This window comes from Chitinivorax tropicus (assembly GCF_014202905.1).
GTDB classification, from domain to species: domain Bacteria; phylum Pseudomonadota; class Gammaproteobacteria; order Burkholderiales; family SCOH01; genus Chitinivorax; species Chitinivorax tropicus.
The window spans coordinates 223618-236917 of sequence record NZ_JACHHY010000003.1; the positions used below are offsets into that span (position 1 = coordinate 223618).

Below are 13300 nucleotides of genomic sequence, written 5' to 3' on the forward strand. Positions count from 1 at the left end.
GACAGTGAACATGTGAAAATTCTACCAAGAGGCACATGCTTTGGTTTGATAGCCGGAACTTGATTCATTAATTAATTGATTTCATTTGAAAATAGAAATTGTCATAATGTGTAAAAAAAGCCGACGACCAGCGGAGAAGCGGCACCAGCATCATTGGGGTGAGCAAAACGGTAAAACTGGTTGACCAGATATAATGTTGACTGAGACTCCCCTCTACTACCAGAGATGTTGGGTGATGTGATATATACTATTATTCGTATTCGAAAATTATTGAAATTGCATGTATGTGAGTGGCAATCATCAAGTTGAATGATGCAGAACAGGGCTGGTTGATTGCGTAAAAGTGCTGTAGAACAGCCTAATGTGAATCATGCTGTCATGATATACCAGAGGAAAAACAGCCTGCCGATGGCGTGAGGGCATGGCGACAAGCCAGTACTTTTTGATTTTCCATATTCTAATCAATTATTTTTTGAACAAAAAAACATGGTCATTCGCGAGGCGACGGTCGGAGACATTGCCCAACTACACGTTGTTCGAACATCCGTTGTCGAAAACAGGTTATCCAGCCCGGACTTGATCACACACGATGATTACCGGATGTTTCTCACGCAATATGGCAAGGGTTGGTTGGCTGAGGTGGATAAAACCGTCGTGGGTTTTGCCATTATTGATTTACTAGGCAACAATATCTGGGCGCTCTTCGTTCACCCTGATTTTGAGAAAAGAGGTATTGGGAAAACATTGCATGATGCAATGTTGAACTGGTATTTCGAACAAACAGCGGTGGCCATCTGGCTAAGTACGACACCGCAGACACGGGCCGAGCAATTCTATAGACAGGCTGGGTGGACGGCTGCAGGATTGACACGCACTGGCGAGGTGCGTTTTGAGTTGACTCGGGAGGCCTGGGTGAGCCTCAATCATGTCGTCAAATAGCGGAAAGCAGCCAGGGGTGTCGTGCTCTCATTGTGTCCCCCTGGCCGCGGCCACTTGATCGTGTAAGGCTCAGCTACCTCGATCATGAGCGGCACATTCGGCATGTAAAGCATTGCTGGAATCAGATCATGAAAAATCCACAGGTGGCAGATTGATAGTGGGGATTTTTCTGGATTCAGCCGTCACTGCCAAGGCGGAAACGGCGTTTTCTTTCCTGATCAAGAATGTATCGTTGAATCATCTGTTCCGTCTGCGGTGTCAGATTCAGGAATCGGCAGCCCGATCGGTGGGTGCGCGTGCCGTTGCGCAGGATGAAATCGAAGCTGGATCGGATCTGTAACGCGGTGACGATCTGGCCAAATCCAGGCAACGTAATGCTACAGTTCTCAAATATCGCGCCTGGCTCTAAGTCGATCTCGATGGGATAGCCAATGACACCCACCCCGCCGATGCTGATGTCCATGACTTCCACCTCAACCGGCATCTGCCCTAATTGGGGAATCTGGCATTTCAGCGTCTGGCTGTAGGGAATAGATAGCCGGTAATAGTTACGGCGTTGCAATTTCAGCAGTTTGTCAGGAATGGGCACGACAAAGGCGTCTCGTCCATCCAGGTTGCGCAGGCTGAATGCGCTTGTATCAAATTGCACCCTGACCCGGTCGTGGGTGGACACACACATGATCCGCTGTGCCTGCTGTAGGTGTTGGTTGTCTGGCTGGCTGGGGGCCAGATCCAGAACCAGTAACCCTTCCGCTGGCAGCGTTGTCAGAATGGACGTGGTGGCAAATGCTTGCTGATCATTGAAATAGGCGCTGATGGCGGTGTGTTTTTTCGCCATTGCATTCAGGATATAAAGAATTTCCACCGGCGACTTCAGCAGGAAGGGATTGTCCTCTCCGAGTGGGTGGATCTCTTCTGCCATAAAATGATGTGATGCTTTGTCCGTCATGGAAATTCAAACTCCTGTTACAACTTCGGTGTACCAAAAATACATTCGGCCCAGACAGATGCTGGGCCGTGATGTCAGCAGAACCTAGGGCATCTGTGACGCCAAGTGCCATATCGCACAATCCAATCCGACATAAAGTGAACCAATGGCATGGTAGCCCCGTGCCATGGGGTTGTCTTATGTACTGGTATTGTGCGCTCTTGGCTCTAAAGACTCATTGAAAAACAATAAGTTCATTTTCCAGATGAAGAATCTGGAATGCCCAAGTGATCTCCGTTTGGTATAGGTTCATGCACTTTGCATGGCATGCTCTTCCAGCATTTTCTCTACTTGATCAATCCTTGCCCGTTCAAGCCCCCCACCGTCCGCTCGGCTGGCGCTGTTTCTGCGCAGCTCGTCGCGAGGATACACCGCCAAGCTGATTGGAATGTCATTCGAATAGAAACTGACATTCATTTCCGCACGCTCATTGGGAAGTGCCAGATGACGGAACTGGATGGCTTGATTCAACAGGAAGATTTCGACATCTTTGCTTGAGTCAACAAACAGCTGGATGTTGATATCCGAGTATCGCCCCGCTGTTCCACTGAGTACCGAGCCCACCAGATACGGGTTGAACTGCGCCAGTTGCCGCATGACCCGAACTGCCTCCTCCCGCAGGGTCGTCAGTAGTTTGGAATGATCGTCTTTGAAATAGATATCACGGTAGGCTTTGAGCGCCGTCTCGATCTCCATATTGGTTGGGAGATTCTGAGGGTCGTCAGTACCCACCTGTCGGGCTGCCTTTTTCTTGGCCAAGCCAAAATCATCAAGGCCATCGACCGCGATCAGTCGTGCGGCGACATGGGCAATTTGTTCTCGAATCGATTGATTGCGGCCTGCTCGTTCGCGGGGTTTGGGCATGGTCGTTTCACTTTCCTGGGCTACCACCAGGGGTAGCAGCCCATCGAGAGCGCTGTCTGGTCGATCAGATGTCAGAACAGCATGTCTTTGACCTCTTCCTGCACTTGCGCAGGTGAGGTGCCACTATCAACACCAAGTTCAGGGTTGGTTTGCTGGAACTCCTCATAGAAGTAATCAACGATGGTGCCGTTTTCTGTCTCCAACGGTTTGGCAACCACACCTTCTGGGATGACAGGCTTGAACTCAGGTTCGCCCTTCAAGGCTTTGCCCATGTAGCCTATCCAGATGGGCAGAGCCGCCTGGCCGCCGGTTTCTGCGTTGCCTAGGGATCTAGGTTGATCATAGCCCATCCAGGATACCGCGACCAGATTACGTTGAAAGCCCGCAAACCAGGCATCGTATTGGTCATTGGTGGTACCCGTCTTCCCTGCCAGATCGCCCCTGCCCAGCGTCATGGCCTTGGCCGCTGTGCCACGACGCACCACGTCAGACATGATGGAAGTCATGATGAATGCGTTTCTCGGGTCGATCACCTGCTTGGCGTTCTTGCCTGCTTCTTCGGGCTGGGTCTTGGCCAGCACATTTCCCTTTCCGTCTTCGATCCGATCAATGAAATAGGGCGTGACACGATAGCCGCCATTGGCGAATACCGCATAGCCACCAGCCATCTGCAGAGGGGTGACTGATCCAGCACCCAAAGCCATGGTCAGATAGGGTGGATGGTTTTTGGGATCGAAACCAAAGCGGGTAATGTATTCCTGAGCATACTGTGGCGTGATGGCCATCAGAATCCTGATGGATACCAGATTTTTTGACTTGGTCAGTGCATTGCGCAGCGTGATGGGGCCGCTGAATGTGCCATCGTAGTTTTTGGGCTCCCAGTGTTGCCCGCCGATGGTCGCGGGATCAATCGCCAATGGTGCATCGTTGATGACGGACTGGGGCGTGAAGCCTTTGTCGATTGCCGCTGAGTAGATGAACGGCTTGAAGCTGGAGCCTGGTTGCCGCCATGCCTGGGTAACATGGTTGAAGTTGTTCCGGCTGAAGTCGAAACCACCGATCAGCGCCCGGATCGCCCCATTGTTGGGGTCCACTGCAACAAAGGCGGTCTCCACCTGTGGAAGCTGAGTAATGGCCCAGTTGCCCTTGTCATCTCGTTGGACACGGATGATAGAGCCTCGGGTGATTTTGTTGGCAGGGTTGACCTTGTCCGTCAGATTGCGTTGTGCAAATTTTAGGCCATTTCCATTAATAGAAATCGTTTCGCCGTCTTTTAGGTGAGCTGAGACAGATTTTGTGTTTACAGACAATACGATAGCAGGTACCAGGTCACCAGCATCGTTCACTTTCTGCAATTCATCATCCAGCTGATCATCCGTGACGTCTGCAGCGATTTCGACGGTTGCTTCTGGGCCACGATAACCATGCCGCCGATCATATTCCTGAATACCTTTTCGTACAGCAGCATATGCGGCATCTTGATGGGTCTTGTCGACTGTCGTATAGACCTTGAACCCCTGTGTGTAGGCCGCCTCCTTATACCGATCGTACATGACTTGGCGGACCATTTCGGCAACGTATAGAGCATCTGAGCTGAAGGTGACCGGACTACGTAGTACATGCAGTTTTTCGGCTTTGGCCAGCTGCATCTGCTCATCGCTGATGAACTTGAACTCCCGCATACGCCTGATCACATACTCCTGCCGTTGTTTGGCGCGATTGGGGTTGGCCACTGGGTTGTAAGCAGACGGTGCCTTGGGTAGCCCTGCGAGCATTGCCATTTCTGCAACACTCAATTGCTCCAGGTTTTTGCCGAAATAAGTCTGGGCGGCAGCTGCAAAGCCATATGCACGTTGCCCCAGATAAATTTGATTGAAGTAAAGCTCAAGAATCTTGTCTTTGCTTAAATTATGTTCAATCTTGAAAGCTAACAAGATCTCATTGAACTTGCGGCTGAATGACCGTTCGCTGGAGAGAAAGAAGTTCTTGGCCACCTGCTGGGTAATGGTGCTGGCACCCTGCTTGACCTGGCTGGACAGCACGTTTGAGATGGCGGCGCGCGCCACGCCTATGTAATCGACACCACTATGTTCATAGAAACGTACATCCTCCGCAGCCAGGATTGCTTGTTTCATGAGCAATGGAACATTCTCGATTTTGGCGAATGCGCGCCTTTCCTCACCGAATTCGCCAATCTGTACTCCATCGCGTGTATATATGCGTAATGGAATCTTTGGGCGATAGTCAGTGATCGCTTCAAGTGATGGAAGCCGGGGGTAGGTGATGGCTATCAATACACCTGCCGCACCAGCTGCGAGCACGAGCAGACCAACTAGGACTGCAAGAGGATATGTGATCCAACGTTTTGACATGAGCGAAAAGAATTCTACTAGATGTAGTTGTTTAGACAGATGTTGCGCGAAATTATAGGCAGGAACAGGGTTTAAAAGAAGCCAGTTGATACTTTACATGACATTTTCTTACTGCTACAGTGGAATCAGATTAGCATAATCTAATGCTAATAACTTATTAGAAAAAGGAAAAACGGTTTGAAATTCCTCGACTTTCTGAAACCGAACTCTCCTCCTCTGATTGGCGTTGACATTAGCTCGTCTGCAGTGAAAATGGTAGAGCTTTCCCATAACGGTAAAGCCTACAGCATCGAGAGATATGTCATCGAGCAATTGCCCAAGGATGCGGTCACCGACGGGAACATTGCCAATCTTGATGTGGTTGGAGATGCGGTCAAGCGTGCGTGGCGCTTGATGGGAACACGCATCAAGAACGTTGCATTGGCATTGCCAGCGGCTGCGGTGATCACCAAGAAGATTACCATTCCTGCAGGGCAAAATGAGAATGAAATGGAGCTTCAGGTGGAAACCGAAGCAAATCAATACATTCCGTTTGCGCTGGATGAGGTGAATCTTGATTTCCAGGTGCTTGGGCCATCGCCTGCCGCACCGGATGAGGTTGATGTGTTGGTCGCGGCCTCGCGTAAAGAGAAAGTCGAAGATCGGGTCGGTGCTGTTGAAGCAGCCGGCCTTAAAGCCGTTGTCGTGGATGTAGAGTCCTACGCTACGCTGACTGCATATGAACTCATCAAGCGACAACTGCCTGGCGAGGGGGCCAATCAGATCGTCGCTGTGGTCGATATCGGTGCGACCATGATGCATATCAATGTCCTCCGCGATGGAAATCAAGTCTATTTCCGCGAACAGGCTTTTGGCGGTAACCAGCTGACCCAGGATATCCAACGGCGATATAACTTGTCCTCCGATGAGGCCGAGGCTGCAAAGCGCAGCGGGGGGCTACCCGAAAACTATGAGCCCGAGGTGCTTCAGCCATTCATGGATGGTCTGGCATTAGAAGTCTCTCGTGCGCTTCAGTTCTTTTTTACTTCCACTCAATTTAACAAAGTGGATCATATCCTGCTGGCGGGCGGATGTGGTGGCATTCATGGATTGGATGAGGTCGTTGCGAACCGGACCCAAGTCGGTACCATGATCGCCAACCCTTTCCTGAACATGACCCAGTCGAGCCGGATCAAGCCTCGACAGTTATTGATTGATGCGCCGTCCTTGTTGATAGCCTGTGGCCTTGCGATGCGGAGGTTCGACGCATGATTAGGATTAACCTGTTGCCTCATCGTGAGGCAAAACGAAAGGCTAGGGCGCAGCGTTTTGCTGCAATCGTCGGGTTCACCGTTGTGGCTGGTGGTCTGATCGTGCTCGCTGGCTATACCTTGCTTGAGGAGCGGCTGAACACCCAGACGGCACGCAATGATTTTCTGAAAGCGGAAATTTCCCGTCTGGATAGAGAGATCAGCGAAATCGAGGTGCTCAAGGCAAAGCGTAAAGACCTGTTGGATCGCAAGAAGGTCATCGAGAAATTGCAGGCCAATCGCAGTGAAGTGGTCCGCATGCTTGATCAGGTTACCCGGCAGACACCTGATGGCATCTATTACAAAGAGATCAAGCAAAAAGGCGATGTGGTCACATTGATCGGCTATTCTCTTTCCAATGCCCGTGTATCAACCCTGATGCGAGCGCTGAATGACACGCCCGCATTCGAGATGCCCAATCTTGAAGAGATCAAGGCAATGACGGTTGAAAACCAGCGTCTCAATCAGTTCACCATGAACTCTAAGTTGAAACGCCAGAGCGACACCGAGCAGAAGCCGGGTGACAAATCCAAGGAAGTGAAAAAATGACACTGGATGAGCTACGAAATCTTGACCCGAAGGATGCGGGCAATTGGCCTCTACCGGTACAGCTTGGGTCGCTGATGCTGATTCTGTTGATTGCGGCGGGGCTTGGCTATTGGCAGGTCTGGATGCCGCAGTTGGAGCAGCTGGATGCAGGCCGTGCCGAAGAAGAACAGCTTAAGACCACCTATCTGGATAAAAAGGGCAAGGCTGTCAACCTGGATGCTTATAAGCAGCAATTGATCGAGATAGAACAGAGTTTCGGTGCCATGCTGAAGCAGCTGCCCAAGAAGTCTGAAATCGATTCACTGTTGACTGAGGTAAACCAAGTGGGGCTGGGGCGCGGACTTCAGTTCTTATTGTTCAAACCGGGCGCTGAGATCAAGACTGCTGAAATGGCCGAGTTGCCGGTGGAGATCCGTGTTGGTGGCAGTTATCACGACTTCTCAGCTTTTGCCAGCGATATTGCGCAGCTTTCCCGGATCGTGACGCTGAACGATATCAATATCAAGGTTCCTGAGGATGCCAATGAAAAGAAGAATTTTCCTCTGGTGCTTTCTGCATTGGCGAAAACATACCGCTACCTTGATCCGGAAGAGGCTTTGGCTGTGAAAAAAGCTGAAGCTGACAAGAAGAAGAGCAAGTGATGAGGGATAACAGATCATGAAGAAGACATATCTGCTCTATCCTGTGCTGATGGCCTCCAGTTTACTGGTTGGGTGTGCGGGTGAGGAATTTGGTGACTTGAAGACCTGGATGGATCAGGAAAGCAGCAAGTTACAAGGAAAGGTTGAGCCTTTGCCGGAGGTGAAGCCGTATGAGCCTTATGCATATGATGCATTCAATTTGACTGATCCCTTCAACACGATCAAGTTGAAGATGGATAAAAGCAAATCCAGTGCATTTGCTCCTGATACCAATCGGCCCAAGGAACCACTCGAATCATTTGACTTGGAAAAGCTCAAGATGGTTGGCACCCTGTCTCGGGCTGGGGTGATCTATGCGTTGGTCCGTACACCAGATAACACGATGTATCGAGTCAAAACTGGCAACTACATTGGTCAAAATTTTGGATTGATCACCGGCGTGACCGAATCAGAAGTAAAAATTAAGGAAATCGTCGAAGATAGTAATGGAGATTGGATAGAACGAGCCAGTTCCATTGCACTTGATGAGCAACAACAGGAGCAAAAAAAATGATAAGAGGTAATCGCAGATGGATCGCCTGCGTTGCTCGTGCGTTGATCGGGCTTTCGCTCCTGGCTGAAGCTGGGATTGCGATGGCAGCTGAGGCGGCTGCCAACGCAATCAAGTCCATTGACGTATCGCAGCAGGTTGGCGACAAGGTCGTGGTGAAGTTTTCGATGGATGGTGCTGCTACAGCACCTGCTAGCTTTGCAGTCAACAGCCCCCCCCGGATTGCATTGGACTTCCCGAATACGGCCAACCAGCTTGGTAAAAATGCGATGGAGATTGGCACGGGCGTGTTGCGTAGTGTCAATGTCGTTGAGGTGACTGGCCGTACACGTGTTGTCTTGAATTTGGATAAAGCAGCTAACTATGAGACAAGAACCGAAGGTAATCAGCTGTTCCTGACGCTGTCGAATGTGGTGGGTGGTAATCAATCAGTCAATATTTCTTCACAGTTCTCTTCTGCATCTGCAACTTCTTCACCATCTGCTGGGCCCAATACGATTCAAAAAATTGATTTCCGCCGTGGCCGTGAGGGTGAGGGCAAGGTGGTTGTCGATTTGAAATCGGGCAATGCTGGGATTGACATCCGCCAACAAGGTAAGTCACTGATTGTCGAGTTGCTCAAAGTCAAGCTGCCTCGGGAGTTGGAGCGTCGCCTTGACGTGACTGATTTTGGCACGCCGGTACAACGCATTGATGCCATGTCGCAGGGCGGCAATACCAAGCTGGTCATTGAGCCCAAAGGCTTGTGGGAATATTCCGCCTATCAAACAGATAGTCAGTTTGTTGTCGATGTGAAGCCGGTCGTTGAAGATCCTACTCGTCTCACACAGGGCAGCAAGCTTGGCTACAAAGGCGACAAACTGTCTCTGAATTTCCAGAATGTCGAAGTGCGTACCGTATTGCAGGTGATTGCTGAATTCACCGGCTTGAATATCATCACCAGCGATACCGTCAAAGGTGATTTGACATTGCGCCTCAAGGATGTGCCCTGGGATCAGGCTTTGGAGATCATTCTGCAAAGTCGTGGCCTGGATCAGCGTAAGAACGGCAACGTCGTATGGATCGCGCCGCGTGATGAATTGGCGGCCAAAGAGAAAGCCGAGTTGACAGCCAAGCAGGAGCTGTCTGAACTTGAGCCACTCCGCACAGAGACTTTCCAGTTGAAATACCACAATGCAGAGGCTTTCCAGAAGATTCTGCAGGATGATAAACAGAAATTGTTGTCGAAACGCGGCAGTGCGGTGATCGATACCCGTACCAACACGTTGTTCATTCAAGATATCCCTGCACGACTTGAAGAGCTGCGCAACTTGATCAATAAGGTTGACGTGGCTGCCCGCCAGGTTCTGATCGAGGCTCGCATCGTCGTTGCGAGTGATGATTTCAGCCGTGATTTGGGCGTTAAGCTTGGATTGCAAGGGCAAAACATCAAGAATTCAACAAAGACAGGTATTTCCGGCTCATCCAGCAGCGCGACCAACTTGGCGAATAATGGCACCATCCCGTCAGGTGGCGATACGATGGTCAACCTCCCCCTGGCGTCTTCAGCAACAGGAGCTGGTACGCTTGGTGTTGCGGTCCTGAATGCTGCGCGTGGCATATTGCTGAACCTGGAATTGCAGGCAATGGAGACAGATGGCAAAGGTAAGGTTGTGTCCAGTCCGCGCGTTGTGACAGGTGATCGTCAGAAGGCAAAGATTGAGCAAGGCCAGGAAGTGCCATATCGAACTGTTACCTCTAGCAACGGCGTGACCACGACGACCATCGTCTTCAAAAATGCTGCGCTGAGTCTTGAAGTCACACCGCGTATTACACCTGATGGCAAGATTTCCATGGATTTGGAGATCAAGAAAGACAAGGTGGACTCAGTTGCCGGGTTTGATGATTTCGTCATCAACAATAAGCGGGTATTCACCACCGTGCTGGTTGGCAATGGAGATACTGCAATCATTGGCGGTATTTTCGAGCAGGATCAAAGCGAGAACAAGACGCGCGTTCCATTCTTGGCTGACATCCCTGTGCTGGGAAATCTCTTCAAGAAGAGCCTGAAGAAAGACAACAAGAGCGAATTGTTGATTTTCATCACGCCTAAGATTCTCGATGAGAATTTGTCTCTTCGCTAATCTTGCGTGATTTCGATACAATGCCTGCCATGAAAATGGCAGGCAATATTTTTTTGGTGGGCATGATGGGGGCTGGCAAGACGTCCGTTGGGCGGGTGCTGGCGAAACGCCTTCACCATGAGTTTGTGGATTCCGACCACGAAATCGAAGCCCGGACAGGGGTTCGTATTCCTACGATCTTCGAGATTGAAGGCGAGGCTGGTTTTCGAGTGCGTGAACAAGAAGTGATTGCTGATCTCGTCACACACACCAGAATTATCCTGGCGACAGGGGGCGGGGCGGTGTTGAAAGCGGAGAACAGAGCTGCTTTACGCATGCATGGCACAGTCATCTACCTTAGCGCATCCGTGGATGATTTGCTGGAACGAACTCAGCACGACAAAAATCGCCCCTTGTTAAGGACTGAAAACCCCAGGGCGAAGTTGAGCACTTTGCTTGCGGAGCGAGATCCGCTTTATCGTGAGGTGGCGGATTTGATCATAGATACAGCACATCACAATGTACATAGCTTGGCTACGTTGATCGAGCGTAAGCTGGTACGTCTTGTCGGTAAGAAACGAGATGACATTTCAAACGCTTGAGCTTCAGCTGCAAGGGCATTCCTACCCGATTCATATCGGCAGTGGTGTGCTCAGTAATACGGTGCTTTTTCAGCGTGCGCTAAAGGGCCAACGCAGAGTGGCGATCGTAACCAATGAAACGGTTGCGCCTTATTACCTGGATACGCTTGTTAAGACGCTGGGTGGTTGTGAATGTACGCCAACAGCAATCGTCTTGCCTGATGGTGAAAAGTATAAGAATTGGGAAACGCTGAACCTGATTTTTGATGGCCTGCTAAAACAAGCGTGTGATCGTAAGACACCGATCATTGCTTTGGGGGGCGGGGTAATTGGCGACATGGCGGGCTTTGCTGCCGCAACTTATCAGCGCGGTGTGCCATTCATCCAGGTTCCAACCACGTTGCTCTCACAGGTTGACTCATCCGTGGGCGGCAAAACGGCCATCAATCATCCGTTGGGTAAGAATATGGTTGGTGCTTTCTATCAGCCTGATGCGGTGATTGCTGATACCGATACCTTACGAACCCTGCCTGATCGCGAATTGGCAGCGGGCTTGGCTGAAGTGGTCAAATATGGAGCACTGGGTAACTTACCTTTCTTTGAGTGGATTGAGGCAAATATTGATCTGCTGGTAGCACGTGACCCCGATGCTTTACAGAAAGCTATTCTGCAGTCATGCAAGGATAAGGCGAGCATCGTGGAGCAGGATGAGAAAGAGGTAGGCATCAGGGCTTGGCTAAATCTGGGTCATACCTTTGGGCACGCGATTGAATCAGGGCTGGGGTACGGTGCATGGTTGCATGGAGAAGCAGTTGCCGCCGGAATGATCATGGCTGCAACGGTGTCTCAGCTGATGGGGTTGATTCCTGAGGCGGATGTGCAACGGCTGAAACAGTTATTGGTACGTTGTGGCTTGCCTGTTGTTGGCCCCAAGTTGGGTGCTGCTCGGTATATTGAATTGATGTCACTCGACAAGAAGGTCGAATCTGGCAAGATCCGGTTTGTGTTGTTAGAGCAGCTTGGGCGTGCTGTGATCAGATCGGATGTGCCCAATGTGCTGCTTACTCAAGCAATAGAGATGTGCTGTGAGTGAAATGGTATTGTAGCGATGTCATGCTGGGTCCAGTGGCCCAGGCTTCATCAGGCCGAATACAGCGGGTAACAAAAAAGGCGTGGATTCCACGCCTTTTTTGTTCTGTCGGCAGTGTTTACTTGGCTTGGGAGACAAGGTACTCGACAGCAGCTTTAAATTCGTCATCTGACCCGCTAAAACCACCTTTGGGTGGCATTGCGCCTTTGCCTTGGGTGGCGCTGGCTATCAGTGCCTCCATCCCGCCGGCAAGACGTGGGCTCCAAGCAGCTTTGTCGCCAGTCTTGGGTGCGCCAGCGGCACCGGTTGCATGGCAAGCGCTACACACGGTATCGACAATATGCTTGCCTTGAGCGGCATCAACCTTGGCAGTGCCACCAGCGGGCGCGGCAACCTTGGGCTCGGTGAAGCTGGCACCGGATTTGTTTGCCATGTAGGCAACCGCACGGGCAACTTCATCATCTGTCAGATCCGGAGAGCCGCCACGTGCGGGCATGGCATTGAATCCCTTGACCGCGTGATCGATCAGTGTCTGGAAGCCTTTGCTGATGCGAGGTGCCCAGCCAGCATTGTCGCCCATTTTAGGTGATCCGGCAGCGCCAGTGGCATGACAGGAAGAGCAGATTGCTGTGTAAACCTGTTCGCCGGAGCGGGAACCTGGTGCGACTGGAATGCTGGCCTTGGAGATGCCGACCGGCTGGATACGGGCGGTGACCGCCTCGTTGGACATCGCCAGGCTGCCTGTATCTGGGTGGCCTGTACTCACGCTGCTGACAAGTTTGACCAACAGGTAAATCGATACAACCGGAACAACAAAGCTAGCTACGATAATGCCTATGAGTTTTTTTGGCGACATGTTGCTCATCTGACTATCCGTCCCTTGTGGAAACCCGCAAACAAAATAGGCAGATTATAGCCATAAAAGCCATATGGACAAACCTTAGACGTAGACGGGCGTAAAAAAAAACGCTATTCTTACGCCCTCGCTTGGGGGATCACCTCTATAGCACCCGGCAGGCGCCTGTAGCTCAGTGGATAGAGTGTTGGCCTCCGAAGCCAAAGGTCGCGCGTTCGACTCGCGCCAGGCGCGCCAGCCATCCTGATATCAAGTATTTTCCGAATTCCTTTCCTCCCTGCTATTCAGTTGGTTATGGCTAAAAGCCGATCTAAAGGCTTTTCACTAGCCTGCTTATCAGCGGCTTCATAGCCCATGGTGCCTTGCTAGAGCTTGCTCTGCTTATGTCGTTGATTGGATTAACCAATTTGATGATTAAAATATTAGAATTTTCTAATAATCTAATTTATAGTGCTCTCGTGCCTGTAGTTATGTATGGA

General features: G+C 50.8%; 12 protein-coding genes and 1 tRNA gene. 9 read left to right on the top strand and 4 right to left on the bottom strand.

Features of this window, described 5'->3' with window-relative positions; translation table 11 throughout:
- The first annotated feature begins 600 nt into the window (after positions 1-600).
- Positions 601-939 carry a GNAT family N-acetyltransferase gene (locus tag HNQ59_RS03630; RefSeq protein WP_343074197.1) on the top strand — a complete coding sequence of 113 codons (339 nt, stop codon included), beginning with the start codon at positions 601-603 and terminating at the stop codon, positions 937-939.
- A gap of 175 nt (positions 940-1114) precedes the next feature.
- Here HNQ59_RS03630 and HNQ59_RS03635 read toward each other — a convergent pair whose 3' ends face one another.
- The 3 genes from HNQ59_RS03635 to HNQ59_RS03645 form a co-directional block, all read right to left on the bottom strand.
- Entirely contained in the window at positions 1115-1888 is a 774-nt protein-coding gene (locus tag HNQ59_RS03635) for a flagellar brake protein (RefSeq protein ID WP_184035306.1), read from the bottom strand.
- A 288-nt stretch (positions 1889-2176) separates the two neighbouring features.
- The gene (locus tag HNQ59_RS03640; RefSeq protein ID WP_184035309.1) at positions 2177-2791 is read right to left on the bottom strand and encodes a hypothetical protein; all 615 of its coding nucleotides are present in this window, start codon (positions 2789-2791) and stop codon (positions 2177-2179) included.
- 71 nt (positions 2792-2862) lie between these two features.
- The gene (locus HNQ59_RS03645) at positions 2863-5163 is read right to left on the bottom strand and encodes a penicillin-binding protein 1A (protein ID WP_184035311.1); all 2301 of its coding nucleotides are present in this window, start codon (positions 5161-5163) and stop codon (positions 2863-2865) included.
- A gap of 177 nt (positions 5164-5340) precedes the next feature.
- On the opposite strand from HNQ59_RS03645, the gene HNQ59_RS03650 reads away from it, so the two are divergent.
- Genes HNQ59_RS03650 through aroB form a run of 7 tightly spaced genes read left to right on the top strand, consistent with a single transcriptional unit; the run spans position 5341 to position 11968 of the window.
- The gene (locus HNQ59_RS03650; RefSeq protein WP_184035312.1) at positions 5341-6414 is read left to right on the top strand and encodes a pilus assembly protein PilM; all 1074 of its coding nucleotides are present in this window, start codon (positions 5341-5343) and stop codon (positions 6412-6414) included.
- Positions 6411-7001: a PilN domain-containing protein gene (locus tag HNQ59_RS03655; RefSeq protein ID WP_184035314.1), complete on the top strand. Its 591-nt coding sequence runs from the start codon at positions 6411-6413 to the stop codon at positions 6999-7001. The genes HNQ59_RS03650 and HNQ59_RS03655 overlap by 4 nt, the downstream gene beginning before the upstream one ends.
- Positions 6998-7642, top strand: a complete 645-nt coding sequence (locus HNQ59_RS03660; RefSeq protein ID WP_184035316.1) for a type IV pilus inner membrane component PilO — start codon at positions 6998-7000, stop codon at positions 7640-7642. Before HNQ59_RS03655 ends, HNQ59_RS03660 begins: the two co-directional genes overlap by 4 nt.
- Positions 7643-7658: 16 nt before the next feature.
- Positions 7659-8195: a pilus assembly protein PilP gene (locus HNQ59_RS03665; protein WP_184035318.1), complete on the top strand. Its 537-nt coding sequence runs from the start codon at positions 7659-7661 to the stop codon at positions 8193-8195.
- Entirely contained in the window at positions 8192-10315 is a 2124-nt protein-coding gene (locus HNQ59_RS03670) for a type IV pilus secretin PilQ (RefSeq protein WP_184035320.1), read from the top strand. The genes HNQ59_RS03665 and HNQ59_RS03670 overlap by 4 nt, the downstream gene beginning before the upstream one ends.
- A 20-nt stretch (positions 10316-10335) precedes the next feature.
- Positions 10336-10896 carry a shikimate kinase AroK gene (gene aroK / locus HNQ59_RS03675; protein WP_184035418.1) on the top strand — a complete coding sequence of 187 codons (561 nt, stop codon included), beginning with the start codon at positions 10336-10338 and terminating at the stop codon, positions 10894-10896.
- Positions 10877-11968: a 3-dehydroquinate synthase gene (gene aroB, locus HNQ59_RS03680; RefSeq protein WP_184035323.1), complete on the top strand. Its 1092-nt coding sequence runs from the start codon at positions 10877-10879 to the stop codon at positions 11966-11968. Before aroK ends, aroB begins: the two co-directional genes overlap by 20 nt.
- Before the next feature lie 115 nt (positions 11969-12083).
- Here aroB and HNQ59_RS03685 read toward each other — a convergent pair whose 3' ends face one another.
- The gene (locus HNQ59_RS03685) at positions 12084-12731 is read right to left on the bottom strand and encodes a c-type cytochrome (protein ID WP_343074198.1); all 648 of its coding nucleotides are present in this window, start codon (positions 12729-12731) and stop codon (positions 12084-12086) included.
- Between the two features lie 251 nt (positions 12732-12982).
- Here HNQ59_RS03685 and HNQ59_RS03690 point away from each other — a divergent pair.
- A tRNA-Arg gene (locus HNQ59_RS03690) sits at positions 12983-13058 on the top strand.
- Positions 13059-13300 lie beyond the last annotated feature (242 nt).